Annotated in this window: 18 protein-coding genes; 8 read left to right on the forward strand and 10 right to left on the reverse strand. The window is 73.5% G+C overall.

Features of this window, described 5'->3' with window-relative positions; all coding sequences use genetic code 11:
* Window positions 1–66 precede the first annotated feature (66 nt).
* On the reverse strand, window positions 67–987 hold the full coding sequence (locus tag O7612_RS27205) for a proline dehydrogenase family protein (protein WP_282268571.1): 921 nt from the start codon (window positions 985–987) through the stop codon (window positions 67–69).
* 206 nt (window positions 988–1,193) lie between these two features.
* On the opposite strand from O7612_RS27205, the gene O7612_RS27210 reads away from it, so the two are divergent.
* Genes O7612_RS27210 through O7612_RS27220 form a run of 3 tightly spaced genes read left to right on the forward strand, consistent with a single transcriptional unit; the run spans window position 1,194 to window position 3,212 of the window.
* Window positions 1,194–1,475, forward strand: coding sequence for a hypothetical protein (locus O7612_RS27210; RefSeq protein WP_282268573.1), 282 nt, complete (start codon window positions 1,194–1,196; stop codon window positions 1,473–1,475).
* Window positions 1,476–1,477: 2 nt separating this feature from the next.
* A complete protein-coding gene (locus O7612_RS27215) occupies window positions 1,478–2,644 on the forward strand; it encodes a glutathionylspermidine synthase family protein (RefSeq protein WP_282268575.1) in 1,167 nt (388 codons plus the stop codon).
* A 19-nt stretch (window positions 2,645–2,663) separates the two neighbouring features.
* On the forward strand, window positions 2,664–3,212 hold the full coding sequence (locus O7612_RS27220; protein WP_282268577.1) for a CGNR zinc finger domain-containing protein: 549 nt from the start codon (window positions 2,664–2,666) through the stop codon (window positions 3,210–3,212).
* 10 nt (window positions 3,213–3,222) lie between these two features.
* Here O7612_RS27220 and O7612_RS27225 read toward each other — a convergent pair whose 3' ends face one another.
* Window positions 3,223–4,056: a sugar phosphate isomerase/epimerase gene (locus O7612_RS27225; RefSeq protein ID WP_282268579.1), complete on the reverse strand. Its 834-nt coding sequence runs from the start codon at window positions 4,054–4,056 to the stop codon at window positions 3,223–3,225.
* Window positions 4,057–4,132: 76 nt separating this feature from the next.
* Window positions 4,133–5,077: a hypothetical protein gene (locus tag O7612_RS27230; RefSeq protein WP_282268581.1), complete on the reverse strand. Its 945-nt coding sequence runs from the start codon at window positions 5,075–5,077 to the stop codon at window positions 4,133–4,135.
* Between the two features lie 73 nt (window positions 5,078–5,150).
* Between O7612_RS27230 and O7612_RS27235 the strand changes: the two genes are divergently transcribed.
* Window positions 5,151–5,963: a hypothetical protein gene (locus tag O7612_RS27235; RefSeq protein WP_282268583.1), complete on the forward strand. Its 813-nt coding sequence runs from the start codon at window positions 5,151–5,153 to the stop codon at window positions 5,961–5,963.
* A gap of 39 nt (window positions 5,964–6,002) precedes the next feature.
* Here O7612_RS27235 and O7612_RS27240 read toward each other — a convergent pair whose 3' ends face one another.
* Window positions 6,003–6,686 (reverse strand): response regulator transcription factor, encoded by a 684-nt coding sequence (locus O7612_RS27240; RefSeq protein WP_282268585.1) that lies wholly within the window; start codon window positions 6,684–6,686, stop codon window positions 6,003–6,005.
* A 23-nt stretch (window positions 6,687–6,709) separates the two neighbouring features.
* Window positions 6,710–7,993 carry an ATP-binding protein gene (locus O7612_RS27245; RefSeq protein WP_282268587.1) on the reverse strand — a complete coding sequence of 428 codons (1,284 nt, stop codon included), beginning with the start codon at window positions 7,991–7,993 and terminating at the stop codon, window positions 6,710–6,712.
* A 211-nt stretch (window positions 7,994–8,204) separates the two neighbouring features.
* Here O7612_RS27245 and phoU point away from each other — a divergent pair, with 211 nt between their 5' ends.
* Window positions 8,205–8,858 (forward strand): phosphate signaling complex protein PhoU, encoded by a 654-nt coding sequence (gene phoU, locus O7612_RS27250; protein WP_282268589.1) that lies wholly within the window; start codon window positions 8,205–8,207, stop codon window positions 8,856–8,858.
* A 75-nt stretch (window positions 8,859–8,933) separates the two neighbouring features.
* Here phoU and O7612_RS27255 read toward each other — a convergent pair whose 3' ends face one another.
* Entirely contained in the window at window positions 8,934–9,701 is a 768-nt protein-coding gene (locus O7612_RS27255) for a phosphoglyceromutase (RefSeq protein ID WP_282268591.1), read from the reverse strand.
* Between the two features lie 149 nt (window positions 9,702–9,850).
* Between O7612_RS27255 and O7612_RS27260 the strand changes: the two genes are divergently transcribed.
* Window positions 9,851–11,182: an MFS transporter gene (locus O7612_RS27260; RefSeq protein ID WP_282268592.1), complete on the forward strand. Its 1,332-nt coding sequence runs from the start codon at window positions 9,851–9,853 to the stop codon at window positions 11,180–11,182.
* A gap of 434 nt (window positions 11,183–11,616) precedes the next feature.
* Here O7612_RS27260 and O7612_RS27265 read toward each other — a convergent pair whose 3' ends face one another.
* From O7612_RS27265 to mshA, 3 genes are all read right to left on the reverse strand, one after another.
* A complete protein-coding gene (locus tag O7612_RS27265) occupies window positions 11,617–12,435 on the reverse strand; it encodes a hypothetical protein (protein ID WP_282268594.1) in 819 nt (272 codons plus the stop codon).
* A 77-nt stretch (window positions 12,436–12,512) separates the two neighbouring features.
* Window positions 12,513–13,028, reverse strand: a complete 516-nt coding sequence (locus O7612_RS27270; protein ID WP_282268597.1) for a YbjN domain-containing protein — start codon at window positions 13,026–13,028, stop codon at window positions 12,513–12,515.
* Window positions 13,029–13,086: 58 nt separating this feature from the next.
* On the reverse strand, window positions 13,087–14,451 hold the full coding sequence (gene mshA / locus O7612_RS27275) for a D-inositol-3-phosphate glycosyltransferase (protein ID WP_282268599.1): 1,365 nt from the start codon (window positions 14,449–14,451) through the stop codon (window positions 13,087–13,089).
* 182 nt (window positions 14,452–14,633) lie between these two features.
* Here mshA and O7612_RS27280 point away from each other — a divergent pair, with 182 nt between their 5' ends.
* A complete protein-coding gene (locus O7612_RS27280; protein ID WP_282268601.1) occupies window positions 14,634–15,401 on the forward strand; it encodes an SDR family NAD(P)-dependent oxidoreductase in 768 nt (255 codons plus the stop codon).
* 15 nt (window positions 15,402–15,416) lie between these two features.
* Here the strand turns inward: O7612_RS27280 and O7612_RS27285 are convergent, their stop codons facing one another.
* The gene (locus O7612_RS27285) at window positions 15,417–16,508 is read right to left on the reverse strand and encodes a UDP-N-acetylmuramate dehydrogenase (protein ID WP_282268603.1); all 1,092 of its coding nucleotides are present in this window, start codon (window positions 16,506–16,508) and stop codon (window positions 15,417–15,419) included.
* 71 nt (window positions 16,509–16,579) lie between these two features.
* Here O7612_RS27285 and O7612_RS27290 point away from each other — a divergent pair, with 71 nt between their 5' ends.
* Complete coding sequence (locus O7612_RS27290) at window positions 16,580–17,341, forward strand: maleylpyruvate isomerase family mycothiol-dependent enzyme (protein ID WP_282268604.1); 762 nt, start codon at window positions 16,580–16,582, stop codon at window positions 17,339–17,341.
* Window positions 17,342–17,476: the final 135 nt, after the last annotated feature.

The raw sequence follows: 17,476 nt of genomic DNA on the forward strand, positions 1-17,476 counted from the left end.
GGGTGCGCGGTACGTCCGAAACGACGGCCCGCTCCCGGCTCACCGGCGGACGGGCACCCGGCCGGCTCACTTCTTCGAGGCCAGCGCCCGGCCGAAGAACACCAGGTTCGCCGGACGCTCGGCCAGACGGCGCATCAGGTAGCCGTACCAGTCGTCCCCGTACGGCAGGTAGGTGCGCACCGTGTAGCCCTCGCCGGCCAGCCGGGCCTGCTCGTCGGGCCGGATGCCGTACAGCATCTGGAACTCGAACTCGTCCGGCCCCCGGTCGAACCAGCGTGCCCGGTCCTCGCCGATGGCGATCAGGCGCGGATCGTGGGTGGCCAGCATCGGGTAGCCGGCACCGGACATCAGCACGTTGAGACAGCGCACGTACGACTTGTCCACCTCGCGGGCCGACTGGTACGCCACCGACTCCGGCTCGGAGTACGCGCCCTTGCACAGCCGCACCCGCGACCCCACGCCGGCCAGCTCCCGGCAGTCCGACTCGGTGCGCCGCAGGTACGCCTGGAGCACCGCCCCGGTCGACGGGTGGTCCTTGCGCAGCTTGGTCAGCGCGTCCAGGGTCGAGTCGGTGGTGGTGTGGTCCTCCATGTCCAGGGTGACCGTGGTGCCCGCCCGGTCGGCCGCCACGCAGATCGCCCGGGCGTTGTCGTACGCCAGTTGCTCGTCGAAGCGCTGGCCGAGAGCGGACAGCTTCACGCTCACCTCGGCGGCCGGGGTCAGCCCGGCGGCGGCGAGCGTCCGCAGCAGGGCGAGGTACTCGTCCCGGGTGGCGACGGCCTGCTCGGGGGTGACGGTGTCCTCGCCGAGGTAGTCGAGGGTGACCGCGAGGCCGTCGGCGACGAGTGCGCGGGTCGCGCGCAACGCGTCGTCGGTGCCGGTGCCGGCGACGAACCGGCGGACGACGTCCCGGGTGAGCGGGGCCGTCGCGACGAGCCGCTCGACCTGGGATGACCGGGAGGCGGCGAGGATGACGGAACGGAGCATGGGCCGAGCGTATCGCCCGACGGCCCGACGACGCCCGGCGGCGGCCGGACCGTACCGGGCCGGATGCCCACCGCCGCACCGGGCCGGATGCCCACCGCCGGGCCGGGCCGCGTCGGGGCGGACGTCCACCGCCGGGCCGGCCAGGTTCCAACCGCGTCACAGGCCACTGTCCGGGGGCGCGCGGATGGCACCGATCGGTTACAACCATGAACGTGGAACGACACCCCCGTCGCCGGCTGCGGTCGGCCTCCGTGCAGCTCGGTGCGCTCACCGCCCTGGCGCTCGCCCTGTCCGGCTGCAACCTCACCTCCGACGACGACGATGACGACTGCGCTCTCGGCCCGGTCGGCGGTGGGGACACCGTCGCGCTCGCCATGCGGGTGCCGACCGCCGGCGGCCAGTCCCGGGCCGCCGCACCCGACCCGGGGGCGGGGGTGCTGCCGGAACGCGGTGGCTTCGGCACCCACCTCGCCTCCTGCGGAGGCTGACGGTGCGTCGGGAACGGGTCACCCCCCGGCCGGACTTCGCCGCCGTGATCCGCACCCAGGGCCTGGTGTACGCCGAAACCGAGCTGCCCGACGGCGAGCTCATGTCGTACTGGGACGAGACCGCCGCGTACGCCTTCGACCTCGACGAGGTGCTGCGGTTGGAGGAGGCCACGGAGGAACTGCACCGGATGTCGGTGGCCGCCGCCGAGCACGTGGTGGCCCGCCACCGGTACGCCGAGTTCGGCATCCCGGCCTGGGCGGCGCAGGCGGTGGCCCGGTCGCTGCACGAGCGCCCGCCCACCCTGTACGGCCGGTTCGATCTCGCCTACGACGGCTCCTGGCCGCCGAAGCTGCTGGAGTACAACGCCGACACCCCGACCGCGCTGGTCGAGGCGAGCATCGTCCAGTGGTACTGGCTGGAGGAGACCCGCCCCGACGCGGACCAGTGGAACAGCCTGCACGAGCGGCTGGTGGGGGCGTGGGCGAAGATCGGCGCCGGACTGCACGACCGGCGGGTGCACGTGTGCTGGTCCAACGAGGAGGAGTCCGGCGAGGACCAGATCACCGCCGGCTACCTGGCCGAGACGGCCCGGCAGGCCGGGCTGGACGTGACGCTGCTGCCGATCCAGCACGTCGGCTGGGACGGCCGGCGCTTCGTCGACGCCGCCGACCGACCCGTCACCACCTGTTTCAAGCTCTACCCGTGGGAGTGGATGCTGGCCGAGCCGTACGGCCGACCGGCGCTGGACCCGGGCACCCCGACCACCTGGATCGAGCCGGCCTGGAAGCTGCTGCTGTCCAACAAGGCGCTGCTGGCCGTGCTCTGGGAGCTGTTCCCGGGGCACGAGTACCTGCTACCGGCGTACCTGGACTCACCGCGTGGCATGCCGGAGTACGTGGCGAAGCCGCTGCTCGGCCGGGAGGGCGGCTCGGTACGCATCGTCACCGGCGACACGGAGATCAGCAATCCGGGGATCTATGGCGACGAGGGCTTCTGCTATCAGGAGTTCCGGGCGTTGCCGCAGTTCGACGGGGGTCGAATGGTGCTGGGAAGCTGGATCGTCGACGGCGAGTCGGCCGGGGCCGGCATCCGGGAGAGCGAGAGTCTGATCACCGACGGTTACGCGCGTTTCGTGCCGCACTACATCGACGCACCGCGCGTTCCGTGAGTCGTCTACCGTTGGTCGGGTGAACTTCGACGCGTACGCCCGGACCGGGGTCGACCTCGTCAACTCCCGGCTGGACGGCCTCGACGACCTGCGTGCCCTCTTCCCGGACGACAACGCCTGGATGCGCGACGAGGTCGCCGACCGGGACCTGGCGGTCTTCCGGCGGGCGCAGAAACGGCTGCGGGACGTCTTCGAGTACGGCACCTCGGGCCGCGACGCCCAGGCGGTGGCGGAACTGAACGCCATGCTGGAGGCGTTCCCGGTGCAACCGCGGATCTCCGGCCACGACTCCAGCGACTGGCACATGCACGTGACCAGCCGCGGCGCCTCGGTCTCGTCGGAGTACCTGGCCGGCGCGGTGTGGGGCCTGTCGGTCTGGCTCTGCGAGTACGGCAGCGCCCGGTTCGGGGTCTGCGCCGACGACCGTTGCGGCAACGTCTACCTGGACACCTCGTCCAACTGCTGCCGCCGGTTCTGCTCGGACCGCTGCGCCACCCGTTCCCACGTGGCCGCCCACCGCGCCCGCAAACGCGCCGCCGAACAACCCGCCCTCACCCCGGTCCCCTGACCCCTCTCGATCACCGGGGCGGGCCTGCGGAGGGCAGGCGCGGGTCAGGCGTTGAGGGGGCGGTGAGGTGGGCGCGGGCGAAGGCGAGCGACTCGCGCAGGTCGGCCTCGCGGACGGCGCGGCTCTTGGCGCCCCGGGTGGTGACCTCCACCGCGACCGAGCCGGTGAAGCCGCGCCCGGCCAGGGAGCGGAGCAGCTCGGCGCAGGGTTGGCTGCCCCGGCCGGGGACCAGGTGCTCGTCGCGGCCCTCGCCGGTGCCGTCGCCGAGGTGGACGTGGGCCAGGCCGGCGCCCATCCGGTCGGCCATCGCCAGCGGGTCGCTGTGCGAGGCGGCGCAGTGCGACAGGTCGAGCGTGTACGCCGGGTAGCCGACCTCGGTCGGATCCCAGCCGGGCGCGTACGGCACGAACTGCCGCCCGGCCATCCGGACCGGGTACATGTTCTCCACCGCGAAGTGCAGCCCGTCGAACCGGGTGGCGACGGTGCGCAGCCCGTCGGCGAAGTGCCGGGCGTAGTCGCGCTGCCAGGTGAACGGCGGGTGCACCACCACCGTCGGCGCCTCCAGCGTGTCGGCCAGCTCGGCGGCCCGGCGCAGCCGCTCCCACGGGTCGGGGCTCCACACCCGCTGGGTGACCAGCAGGCAGGGGGCGTGCACCGACAGCACCGGGACACCGTAGTGCGCGGCGAGCCCGCGCAGTGCCCCGGCGTCCTGGCTGACGGCGTCGGTCCAGACCATCACCTCGACGCCGTCGTAGCCGAGTGCCGCGGCGAGCTGGAACGCCGCCGCGGTCCGTTCGGGGAAGACCGAGGAACTGGACAGGAGCACCGGGACGCGGGAAGTCACATCCCCGAGGGTAGCCCGGTGTGCCACCACGCTTCGGGACGAGCAACCGCAAAAGCCCCGGGACCACCGGCGTACGTCACATCGGCACGAGCTGATCCAACCGTCTGAGGATGACACCCTCACGCAGCGCCCACGGACAGATGTCCACCGCCGACAGGTCGAACCGGCGCAGCACCGCCTCGGCCACCACCGCGCCGGCCAGCAGCTGGTGCGCACGGCCGGCGCTCACCCCCTCCAGCTCGGGGAGCTGGGCCGGCGGGATGTGCCGGACGAACCCCAGCACCTGCCGCACCCCGGTCCGGGTGAGGCTGCGGCGGGTCCACAGGCCCGCCGAGGAGGGTGCCGCCCCGGCCAGCCGGGCCAGCGTCCGGAACGTCTTGGAGCTGGCCACCGGGCGGTCCCAGCCCACCCCGGACAGCTTCTCCACCACCGCGTCGAGCTGCGCGTCGACGTACTCCCGCAGCTCCTCCACGGCCTCGGCGGTCGGTGGCGTCGACCCGGACGGGTCGACGTGCAGCCGCTCCCGGCTGAGCCGGCCGGCCCCCAGCGGCAGCGACACCGCCACCTCCGGGTCCTCGTCGATGCCGGCGGCCAGCTCCAACGAACCGCCGCCGATGTCCATCGCCAGCAGCCGCCCCGCCGACCAGCCGAACCAGCGCCGGACCGCGAGGAACGTCGCCCGCGCCTCGTCCGCGCCGGAGAGCACCTCCAGCCGTACACCGGTCTCCTCCCGGACCCGGGTCAGCACCTCGCCCGCGTTGGTGGCGTCGCGCACCGCGCTGGTCGCGAAGGCCAGCAGGTCGTCGGCGGCCAGGGCGGTGGCCGCCGCCCGGGCCGCGCCGACCGCCTCCACCAGCCCGTCGGCCCCGGCCCGGGTGAGTGCGCCGTCCGGCCCGATCTGCTCGGCCAGCCGCAGCACCACCTTCTCGGAGTGCGCCGCCCAGGGGTGCGCGCCGTGGTGGGCGTCGACCAGAAGCAGATGGACCGTGTTGGAACCGACGTCGAGCACACCCAGCCGCATGAGACGACCCTAGGGCCAATTCGTTTCCACGGCTCGCCGGCCCGGTCGACCGACCCCGCGTACCCTGGTCCGGGTGACGAGCCAGGTGGAGCTGCAGGTGCTGGTGGACGACCCCGGCGATCCGCGGAGCCGGGAGGTGCCCCTGGACTTCCCCCGGGAGTGGATCGAGTTCGTCGACCCGGGCGACGAGCGGCACCTGGTCCGCGCCGACCTCACCTGGCTGCTGTCCCGCTGGACGTGCGTCTTCGGCCGGGGTTGCCACGGCATCGTCGCCGGCCGGGCCGCCGACGGCTGCTGCTCGCACGGCGCGTTCTTCACCGACACCGACGACGAGAAGCGGGTCCGGGCCGCCGTCAAGCGGCTCACCCCGCAAACCTGGCAGCACTTCCGTCGGGGTACGAAGAACTGGACCGCGACCGACACCCTCGACGGCGAGAACCCGGCCCGGCGGACCGCCACCCGGGGCGAGGACGCGCCCTGCGTGTTCCTCAACGACGCCGACTTCCCCGGTGGGGGCGGCTGTGCCCTGCACGGCCAGGCGCTGCGCGACGGGGTGCACCCGCTGGAGTACAAGCCGGACGTCTGCTGGCAGCTGCCGGTCCGTCGGGACCAGCAGTGGACCACCCGGCCCGACGACAGCAAGGTGCTGGTCTCGACGCTGGCGGAGTTCGACCGGCGGGGCTGGGGCTCCGGCGGGCACGACCTGGACTGGTGGTGCACCTCGTCCACGGACGCGCACGTGGGCACCGAGCCGATGTACCTGTCGTACGCCCCGGAGCTGACCGCGCTGATCGGCGGGCCCGCGTACGCGAAGCTGGCCGAGCTGTGCGCGGCCCGGCTGCGCCAGGGCCAGGTCGCCCCGCACCCGGCCAGCGGCGGGCGGTGAGCCGGGGCGACGCTCCGTCGCCCCGGCGCACCGGACGGCCTACGGCTCGAACTTGTAGCCCAGTCCCCGCACGGTGACGATGAACCGGGGGGCGGACGGCTCCGGCTCGATCTTGGAACGCAGCCGCTTGACGTGCACGTCGAGGGTCTTGGTGTCGCCCACGTAGTCGGCACCCCAGACCCGGTCGATGAGCTGGCCCCGGGTGAGCACCCGGCCGGCGTTGCGCAGCAGCAGTTCCAGCAGCTCGAACTCCTTGAGCGGAAGCTGCACGGCCGTCCCGTCGACGGTCACCACGTGCCGTTCGATGTCCATCCGGACCGGGCCGGCGGCCAGGGTCGGCGCACCGGACTCGGTCACCTCGGGGGTCTGCCGGCGCAGCACCGCCCGGATCCGGGCCACCAGCTCCCGGGGCGAGTACGGCTTGGTGACGTAGTCGTCGGCGCCGATCTCCAGCCCGACCACCTTGTCGATCTCGCTGTCCCGGGCGGTCACCATGATGATCGGCACGTGCGAGCGCTGTCGCAGCTGCCGGCAGACCTCCGTCCCGGACATCTCCGGGAGCATCAGGTCGAGCAGCACGATGTCCGCGCCGGTCCGGTCGAACTCGGTGAGGGCGGAGGTGCCCGTCGCGGCGACGGACACCTCGAAGCCCTCCTTGCGGAGCATGTACGACAAGGCGTCGGAGAACGACTCCTCGTCCTCGACCACCAGTACGCGGCTCACAGGGGGTGTTTCCTTTCGTACGGTCAGGCCTGGCGGAGTTCGGCCGGGCCGGGCTCGATACCAGCGGACGGCAGTATCGTCTCCAGGTCGTCCGGAGGGCTGGCGGGTAGCCGGAGGGTGAACGTCGAACCCCCTCCCAGCGTGCTCGCCACCTCCACCCGGCCGCCATGGTTGCTGGCGATGTGTTTGACGATGGCCAGGCCGAGGCCGGTGCCACCGGTGGCGCGGGACCGGGCCTGGTCGGCCCGGTAGAACCGCTCGAAGATCCGGTCGACGTCGGTGGGGGCGATCCCGATCCCCTGGTCGGTGACCGAGACCGTGACGTGGTCGGCGTCGGCCCGGGTGGCGACCCGCACGACGGTGTCCTCGCCGGAGTAGGTGATCGCGTTCTCCACGAGGTTGGACACGGCGGTGGCGAGCTGGCTGTCGCTGCCGTAGGCGGTCAGCCCGCGCTCCCCCTCGGTCACCACCTGGATCCGGCGGGCGGTGGCCGAGGTGCGGGTCCGGTCGAGCACCTCGGCGATCACCCAGTCGACCGCCACGGGCTCCGGCGCGGGTTGCGGTTCCGCGCCCTGGAGCCGGGTCAGTTCCAGCAGCTCCTGCACCAACCGGCCGAGCCGGGTGGACTCGTGCTGGATCCGTTCGGCGAACCGGCGGGCGGCCAGCATGTCCTCGGAGAGTTCCGGTGCCCCGTCGGTCGGTTCGGTGGCGTCGACCAGGGCCTCGCCGAGGAGCTGCAACGCCCCGATCGGGGTCTTCAGCTCGTGGCTGACGTTGGCCACGAAGTCCCGCCGCACCCGGGCCAGCCGGTGCGACTCGGTGACGTCGGCGGCCTCGACGGCGATGTACCCGCCGCCGATGCCCATCGCCCGCAGGTGCACGCCGAGCGGGTTCTCCCCGGCGTTGTCGCGGCCCCGGGGCAGGTCCAGCTCGATCTCGCGCCGCACCCCGGTCCGCCGCACCTGCCCGGCGAGGGTACGGATCAGCGGGTGGGCCGCGATGGAGCCGGGGGTGGCGCCGGTACGCAGCAGGCCCATCGCCCGCGCGGCCGGGTTCACCAGCACCGGCACGTCGTCCGGGCCGAGCACCACGACGCCGGCGCGCAGCGAGTCGATGGTCTTGCGGCCGAGTCCGCTCAGCCCGCCGGACTGGTCGTCGGGAATCGCAGGCCTCCCCATGTTCCGGCGGGAGCTCTCGCCCCCGGCCGACGCCGGACGGCGTAGCCGGTCGCGGGCGGATCCCGGCAGCAGCAGCCCGGTGACCAGTCCGGTCACCAGAGCCACCACGATCGCCACCGCCCATTCCACCCGGCGATCGTAGGGTCATTGTTAACCTGGCTATCGCCCAGAACGGGACGAAAGACACTCGCTTCGGAAGAAATTCACTCGCGGTCCCCGCGCCGTTCATCCGGGTTCATCTCGGGTCCGCCACCCCCGCCTACCGTGGGTTCCGCACCTGCTCAACCCGTACGCCGATGGCCCGGAGGGCGGTCGGCGGCACCGACCCCAGGAAGTGACGATGCGCGACGAGTTCCGGGCCGACCTGCAGATTGTCAGCCAACTGCTGGTGGACATGGCGGAGGGGGTGCGCGCCGCGATGCGCCAGGCCACCCGCGGCCTGCTCACCGCCGACCGCGAGGCGTCCGAGGCCGTGATCGCGCGGGACGCCGAGATCGACAACCTCTACCAGCACGTCGAGGAACGGGTCTGCGACCTGCTCGCCCGGCAGGCGCCGGTCGCCTCCGACCTGCGCGCGATGATCACCGCGCTGCACGTGGCGGCCGATCTGGAACGGATGGGCGACCTGGCCGACCACGTGGCGAAGACCGCGCTGCGCCGGCACCCCTCCCCGGCGGTGCCGGCCGAGCTGCGGCCGGTCTTCACCGACATGGCCTCGGTCGCCGACCGGATGGCCGAGAAGATCGGCAAGGTGCTGGCCACCCCCGACGCCGACATCGCCGCCGAGTTGGACCGCGACGACGACGTGATGGACGACCTGCACAAGAGCCTGTTCGGCGTGCTGCTCGGCGACGACTGGCCGTACGGGGTGGAGACGGCCATCGACGCCACCCTGCTCGGCCGCTTCTACGAGCGGTTCGCCGACCACGCGGTCAACGCCGGCGAGCGGGTGGTCTACCTGATCACCGGCGAGACCGCCCCCGCCACGAGCTGACCGCACCGCCCGACCACGGGAAAGGGCTCCCGACCCGGCGGAGGTCGCCGGGGCCGGGAGCCCTTCCGGGTCGGGTCAGCGGCCCTGGTTGGCGACCGCGGCGGCGGCCTCCTTGGCGGCGTTGGGGTCGAGGTAGGCACCGCCCAGGGTGATCGGGCGCAGCTGCGGGTCGAGGTCGTAGCGCAGCGGGATGCCGGTGGGGATGTTCAGCTTGGCGATCGCGGAGTCGGAGATCTGGTCGAGGTGCTTGACCAGGGCGCGGAGCGAGTTGCCGTGCGCCGCCACCAGCACCGTCCGGCCGGCGAGGATGTCCGGCACGATCGAGTCGTACCAGTAGGGGAGCATCCGGGCCACGACGTCCTTGAGGCACTCCGTACGCGGCATCAGCTCGGTCGGCAGCAGCGCGTACCGAGGGTCACCGACCTGCGAGAACTCGTCGTCGTCGGCGATCGGCGGCGGCGGGGTGTCGTACGAGCGACGCCAGAGCATGAACTGCTCCTCGCCGTACTCGTCCAGGATCTGCTTCTTGTTCTTGCCCTGCAGGGCGCCGTAGTGCCGCTCGTTGAGCCGCCACGACCGGCGCACCGCGATCCAGTGCCGGTCGGCGGCGTTCAGCGCCAGCTCGGCGGTACGGATCGCCCGGCGCATCACGCTGGTGTGCACCACGTCCGGCAGCAGGTCGTGCTCGCGCAGCAACTCGCCGCCACGGCGTGCCTCCGCCTCCCCCTTGGCCGTCAGGTCGACGTCGACCCAGCCGGTGAAGAGGTTCTTCGCGTTCCAGTCGCTCTCGCCGTGCCGCAGCAGGACCAGCGTCCCGACGGTGGGCCCCTCGCTCGCAGTCATGCCGATCATCCTGCCGCACCCGGCGCGCGGACACGCGGGCGGTGGTGGTGACGACCACCACGTGGAAATTCCGGTGCCCGGGACCGTGCCCCGAAACTAGGTTGTAAGGCGCTTGAAGGAATACGGTCATTACCGGAGCGGGGGCGGGCGTGCGCGGGGTGGGAAACTGGTTCCGGGACACCACCGGCGGACTGCCGAGGACCTTCTGGTACCTCTGGGCCGGCACCCTGATCAACCGGCTCGGCTCGTTCGTGCTGATCTTCCTGGCCATCTACCTGACCCAGGCCCGGCACTTCTCCGCCGCCCAGGCCGGTCTGGTGATCGGCCTGTGGGGGGTCGGCGGCGCGGTGGGCACCACCGTGGGCGGCACCCTCGCCGACCGGTGGGGGCGGCGGCCCACCCTGCTCACCGCCCACCTGGGCGCAGCCACCATGATGCTCGCGCTCGGCTTCGCCCGGCCGCTCTGGGCGGTGGCGGCGGGCGCGCTGCTGCTGGGCACGTTCGCCGAGGCCGCCCGCCCCGCCTTCGGGGCCATGATGATCGACGTGGTGCCGGAGCGGGACCGGTTGCGGGCCTTCTCGCTGAACTACTGGGCGATCAACCTGGGCTTCGCCTGCGCCGCCGTGCTCGCCGGACTGGCCGCCGAGGCCGGCTACCTGCTGCTGTTCGTGGTCGACGCGGCCACCACCCTGGTCACCGCGCTGATCGTCTTCGTCCGGGTCGGCGAGACCCGACGTGCCCCGACGACCAGCGCGCTCAGGTCACCGGCCGGCGGGCCGCCGCGGGCGGGCGCGCTGCGCACCATCGCCGCCGACCGGGTGTTCCTGGGGCTCGTCGTGCTCAACCTGCTCGGTGCGCTGGTCTTCCTCCAGCACATCTCGATGCTGCCGATCGCGATGGGGGACGCCGGGCTCTCCCCGGCCACCTACGGCGCGGTGATCGCGCTCAACGGCGTGCTGATCGTGGCGGGCCAGCTCTTCGTCCCCCGGCTGATCCGGGGGCGGAGCCGGTCACACGTGCTCGCCCTCGCCGCCGTGGTGATGGGGGTCGGCTTCGGGCTGACCGCGTTCGCCGACGCCGCCTGGTTCTTCGGGCTCGCCGTGCTGATCTGGACGCTCGGCGAGATGCTCAACTCCCCGTCCAACGCCACCCTGATCGCCGAGCTCTCCCCGGCCGAGCTGCGCGGTCGCTACCAGGGCGTCTTCTCCCTCTCCTGGCAGCTGGCCGGCGCGATCGCCCCGGTGCTCGGCGGGCTGGTCCGGGAACACGCCGGCAACGCCACGCTCTGGCTGGGCTGCGCCGGGATCGGCGCGGTGACCGCGCTGGGCCACCTGCTCTCCGGGCCGGCCCGGGAACGGCGGGCGAGCATGCTGCGCGGCCCCGCCGCGCCGGTCGCCGACATCGCGCCACCGGTCCCCCAGGCCGCCGAGGCCGCGGTCACCGCACCTCCCGCGCCGGCCCCGTCCCGCGTCGCCGGCTGACGCCGACGGAGAGCGGGCAGACCCCGGCAGGGCGGGGTGGCGGGCCCGGGAGAGCGGGAAAAAACGGCAGAGCGCCCACCGTCGACCGGAACGTCGCGGTGGGCGCTCGTACCGCCTGCCCGGCGGCGGCGGGCGACCCTCACCCCCGTAAGCGTCGCCCGCTCGCGCCGCCGGTTCCCGGGTGGCACCGTCCCCCAACGGTGTGCTCCACCCATGTGCGCCCCGCTCGGTGCACGGATCTGATCGATCCGCCGCTCCCCCGAACGTTTCCGAGCGTAGCGCGGTGCAATAAAGTTAGTTCGCCCGGTTTCCGGATACAACCCGCGAGCACTGTCTCGCCGGTCACAACACCCCCGCCCTGAGCTGCGGTGTCGCCGTTCCGGGTCATCTGACTGCCAACACGCGGCTACCCGGCAGCCATTCCGGTAAACGCCTCAACCGTCTTCCCGATCGGGTGACTCGGTCCGGAAGAAGTTGCTCTGCCGGCCGTCCCGCAACTGCTCCTGGAAGATCAGGTTCAGCCGGCGGCCGTCGAACGTCCGGAACCAGTCGTCCCAGCTCACCACCTGCACCCGGCGGCTCTCCCGGTAACCCGGGAGGTCGAAGGTGAGCACCCCCGGCCGGCCGTCACGCTCGGTGCCGGCGATGGTCGCCGGCCTGGCTCCCCGGGCCGCGGCCCAGTTCCGGATCACCTGGTGGTTGGTGGTGACCAGGCTGCGCCCGGGCCGTTCCGGCCGGTCCGCCGGGGAGGAGATGAGCTGCGCCGACCGGACCGACCGGGAGGTGGACCGCCCGGTACGGAGGCCGGCTCCGGCCTTCGCCGCCGACCGGGCCGGGCTGCTCCGGCGGGCCGGGGCGGCCTTGGCCCGGGCCGGGGTGGCCCTGCGCGCCGGGGTCGCCGTGGCCCGGGCCGGGCTGCTCCGGCGGGCCGGGGCGGCCTTACCGGCGGCGGCCGTCCCGCCGGCGCTCCTGCGGGCGGGCGCCCGGCCGGACGGGCCGGTGCTACGCCGCGCCGCGCCGCCGGCCCGGACCTCCGAGCGCAACGTCCGGACGAGGGTCTTCACCAGTTCCGGCTTACGCAGCGCCGAGATCCCGGAGATCCCCCGACGACGCAACTGGCCCCGGAGGTCGTCGACCTTCATCCGGGAGATCTCCGCCTCGGAGATGCCCGGGGTGCCCGGGGTCCGGTTACCGCTCCGACGCGTGGTCGAGGTCGCCGTCGCACCGCGACCTGAGCTGTTCCGCTGAGCCATCGCACGCTCCTCGACAGTCCGTCCTCGGCCTGCGGCGGGTCTCCACACTGCCGCACCGCAGCGGTGCGGCATACCCGTCAGGACCGGTCCGAACCTCCGGGGGACGGTTCGAAGAGGTGGGCGAAGGCGGCGAGGTTGGCGGTCGACTCGCCCCGCTTGACCCGCCACTCCCACTCCCGACGGATGGAGCTGCCGAACCCGATCTCCAGCATGGTGTCGAAGGACTCGTCGGCGTAGCTGAGCACCGCCCCGAACAGCCGGTCCAGCTCGTCGGCGTCGACGCCGGACGGGTTGACCCGGCCGGTGAGGTAGACGTCCCCGACCGCGTCGATCGAGAACGCCACCCCGTACATCCGGGCGTTGCGCTGGAGCAGCCACGCCCACAGCTCCTCGCGCCGCTCGTCGGGCTGGCGCATCACGAACGCCTCGACCCGCAGCGCGTGCTCGCCGACGATCAGGTTGCAGATCGTCTTGAGCTTGTGGGTGCCGGGCAGGGTGACCGCGTAGGAGCCCTCGCCGGTGGCCTCCCAGTCGAGTTCCCGCTCGGTGCAGACCGACTCGATCAGGGCCGCCAGCTCGCTCTTCGCGCTCATCGCACCCACTGTACGGCCGCGGTGGCGAGCCCACCGGACGACGCCGGGGTGGCCCGGGTCACCACGAGCCGGTGAGCGCCGGTCCCCCGGCCAGTCGGGCCGCCAGCCGCTCCCGGTGCCCGGTGACCGCCTCGCCGTAGACGGCGAGCAGCCCGGAGACGGTGCGTTCCCAGGAGAAGCCCTGCGCGTGCCGGGCGGCGGCCCGCCCCAACGCCTCCCGACCCGCCCGGTCGGGGAGCAGCCGGGCCAGCGCCCGGGCCCAGTCGGTGGGGTCGTGGCCGTGTACGAGCACGCCGCTGACCTGGTCGCGTACCGCGGTGACCAGACCGCCCACGGCCGCGGCGACCACCGGGGTACCGCAGGCCTGCGCCTCCAGGGCCACCAGGCCGAACGACTCGTTGTGGGAGGGCACCGCCACCAGGTCGGCGGCCCGGTAGAGGGCCGGCAGGTCGTCACCGGTACGCGGCGGCAGGAAGCGCACCCGGTCGGCGACGCCCAGCGAGCCGGCCAGCTCGATCAGCGAGGTGGGCCGGTCCAGGCCGCTGCCGCTGGGGCCACCGCAGATCACCACGGTCACCTGGTCGGCCAGGGCCGGATCCCGCCGCCGCAGCGCCGCGACCGCGCGGACCAGCACGTCGGGGGCCTTCAGCGGCTGGATCCGGCCGACGAAGGCGACGACGTACCCGGTGGTGGGCAGGCCCAGCCGGCGGCGGGCGGCGTGGGACGCGGCGACCCGGTCCCCGGCGGCGGGGCGGAACCGGTCCAGGTCCACCCCCGGCTCGACGACCGCGACCCGGGCCGGGTCGGCGGCGTACCGGTCGATCAGGTCGGTCGCCTCCACCCGGGTGTTCGCCACCAGCCGGTCGGCCTCGGCGACCACCTGCTCCTCGCCGATCACCCGGGCCTTCGGCTCCGGTCGGTCACCGGCGGCGAGCTGGGCGTTCTTGACCTTGGCCAGGGTGTGCGCGGTGTGCACCAGCGGCACCCCCCAGCGCTCCTTGGCCAGCCAACCGACCTGCCCAGAGAGCCAGTAGTGCGAGTGGATCAGGTCGTAGTGCCCCGGCGGGCGGGCCGCCTCGGCCCGCAGCACCCCGGCCGTGAAAGCGCAGAGCTGTCCGGGCAGTTCCTCCTTGGTCAGCCCCTCCAGCGGGCCGGAGGTGACGTGCCGGACGTGCACCCCGGGGGCCATCTCCACCACCGGCGGCAGGTCACCGGAGGTGGCCCGGGTGAAGATCTCCACCTCGACGTTGGCCTCGGCGAGCCGGCGGGCGACCTCCAGGATGTAGACGTTCATGCCGCCCGCGTCCCCGGTGCCGGGTTGGTGCAGGGGCGAGGTGTGCACCGACAGGGTGGCGATCCGGCGGGGCCGCGGCCACGGCAGGGCACCTCGCTGACGACCGACACCGGTGTGCTGATCCGCCACGTCCGCTCCTTCTGTCACGGTTGATGCCGTCCCGCACGACCGGCGCTCCTCGGTCAACCCGCGCGCCGGGTGTCATCTTCCCCATCGGGCTTCGGAAATGCGTCACCCCGGGTCGCGGGCGTGACGGACCTCATCACCGGACCTCGGGGGACGGGACCTCGCGGCGGGGTGAGAATGGCCTGATGACCTCTGTCGCGATCGTCACCGGGGCGTCCAGCGGGATCGGCGCGGCCACCGCCCGCCGGCTCGCCGCCGCGGGTTTCCATGTGCTCGCCGCCGCCCGGCGTGCCGACCGGCTCGCCGCCCTGGTCGCCGGGATCACTGCCGCCGGCGGCAGTGCCACCGCCGTGCCCTGCGACGTCACCTCGGACGAGTCGGTGGCCGGGCTGGCGCGGGCCGCCGCCGGGGCACCCGGCCCGGTCACCCTGCTGGTCAACAACGCCGGAGGCGCACGGGGGCTGGACCCGGTGGAGTCCGGCTCGATCGCCGACTGGCAGTGGATGTACGACGTGAACGTGCTCGGCACGCTGCGGGTCACCCAGGCCCTGCTGCCGGCCCTGGAACGCTCCGCCGCCGGGACCGTCGTGGTGGTCTCCTCCACCGCCGGCCTGACCGTGTACGAGGGCGGCGGCGGCTACACCGCGGCCAAGCACGCGCAGACCGCGGTGGCGGGCACCCTACGGCTGGAGCTGTGCGGTCGACCGGTCCGGGTGGTCGAGATCGATCCCGGGATGGTCCGGACGGAGGAGTTCGGCCTGAACCGCTTCGGCGGGGACGCGGCGAAGGCCAAGGCCACCTACGCCGGCGTGGCGCAGCCGCTGGTGGCCGAGGACGTCGCGGAGTGCGTCGCCTGGTGCGCCACCCTCCCGCACCACGTCAACGTGGACCGGCTGGTGGTCCGCCCGCTGGCCCAGGCCGCCCAGCACAAGGTGCACCGGGTCGGCCGGTGAGCCGCCGACCGACCGTCAGACGGCGCAGTTGACCAGGACCGGTTCGGGGTGCAGGGGGACGCCGAACCGGTCGTGCACGCCGTCGCGGATCTGCCGGGCGAGGGCTACCAGGTCGGCGGTGCGGGCGCTGCCCCCGTGGTTGGTCAGGGCCAGGGTGTGCTTGCCGGAGATGGCGGTGCCCCCCGGTCCGGGGTGCCCCTTGGCGAAGCCGGCCCGGTCGATCAGCCAGGCGGCGCTCACCTTCACCAGGTCACCAGGGCAGGGCCAGGACGGTGGCTCGCCGACGTCGGCGGCACGCTCGCGCAGCAGCTCGTACGCCGCCCGGTCGAGGACCGGGTTGGTGAAGAACGAGCCGACCGACCAGGTGTCCGGGTCGGTCGGGTCGAGCACCATGCCCTTGCCGGCGCGCAACCGGAGCACCGCGTCCCGGGCGGCGGCCAGGGGCACCCGGTCGCCGACCTCGACCCCGAGCGAGCGGGCCAGTTCGGCGTAGCGCACCGGCCCGGACAGCGGCGAGCGGTCCAACCGGAAGTCGACCGAGAGCACCACCCACCGGTCGCTGTACTTGAAGATGCTGCCCCGGTACGCGAAGCCGCAGTCCGCCGCGTCGATGGTGGTCAGCCGGTCGGCGGCCCGGTCGTACACCTGGACGCCGGTGATCCGTTCGGCGACCTCCTGCCCGTACGCGCCGACGTTCTGGATCGGGGTGGCGCCGGCCGAGCCGGGGATGCCGGAGAGGCACTCCAGGCCGGACCAGGCGTTCCCGACGGCGGCGGCGACCAGGTCGTCCCAGGGCTCGCCGGCTTCGACCCGTACGGTGACGGTGTCGGGGTCCTCGGCGACCACGGTGCGGCCCCGTGACCGGACCAGCACGACGGTGCCGGGGAATCCGGCGTCCCCGACGACCACGTTGCTGCCGCCGGCCAGGAGCAGCACCGGTTCGTCGCGCCGGTGCGCGGCGCGGACCCCGGCGACGATCTCGTCGGCGCTGGTGGCGGTCTCCAGGCGGGCGGCCGGACCGCCGAGCCGGAGGGTGGTGTATTCCGCCAGGACGGCCGGATCGGCGGGTTCGGCGCCCGTTGTCGGTTTGGCGTAGACGTCTGACACGCCTTTCACCCTAGGCTGAGGGGTAGCCACGGCACCCACTGGTCGCCGGGTCACCCCGGGGAGGATTTGCGATGAGCAGACTGCACGCCACGAAGGACTTCTGGATCGGAGCGCTGCGGGTCGACGGCCCGGCATTCGCCGCGGCCGTGGCCGAGGCTCCGCCGGAGACGCCCGTGTTGTCCTGCCCGGGGTGGACGGTGACCGATCTGACCCTGCACCTCGCCGGGGTCTACCACTGGGTGCACTCCTTCGCCGGTTCCGGGGACACCGCCCAGCCAGCCCGCCGCGACCACGTCGCCGAGCTGCCCGCCGGGGTGTCCCCGCTCCAGCTCTGGCAGCACCAGTACGACCAGCTGATGACGCTCTTCGACACGCTCGACCCGGAGGCCCCGGCCTGGAACCCGATGCCGCAGCCCAAGAAGGCCGGCTTCTGGCCGCGCCGGATGGCCCACGAGACGGCGGTGCACCGGTGGGACGCCCAGCTCGCCATCGCCGCCGGTGACCCGATCGAGACGAAGCTCGCCGCCGACGGGGTCGGCGAGGTGCTGGACACCTGGTTGCCGGCCGGGCGGCGGCGGGCCTCGGGGCAGTGGCAGGGGGTGGTGCACCTGACCGCCTCCGACGCCGCGCAGGACTGGTACCTGCGGATGCGCGGTGAGGGGGTGGCTCTGCTGGACACGGCCACCGTCTTCGGGCACGACGACCACCATGCCCGGGTGCAGGTGACGGGATCGGCCAGCGACCTGCTGCTGGCGCTCTGGGGCCGGGTCAGCTTCGACACCCTCGGGGTGACCGGGGACCGGTCCCTGCTGGAAGGGCTGCGGGTGGGCTGACCGTCCCGCACGCCTGGCGACCTGCCCACGGCAGACACGCGCACCCAGTGGCCGTCCCGCCCGGGGACGGCCGCTCCGGTCGTGGTGCCGGGTCTGCCGGACCGCCGAGAGAGCGCTCTCTTGACAGCGGGTCCG

The sequence above is a fragment of the Micromonospora sp. WMMD987 genome (genome assembly GCF_029581435.1).
GTDB classification, from domain to species: Bacteria; Actinomycetota; Actinomycetes; order Mycobacteriales; family Micromonosporaceae; genus Micromonospora; species Micromonospora rifamycinica.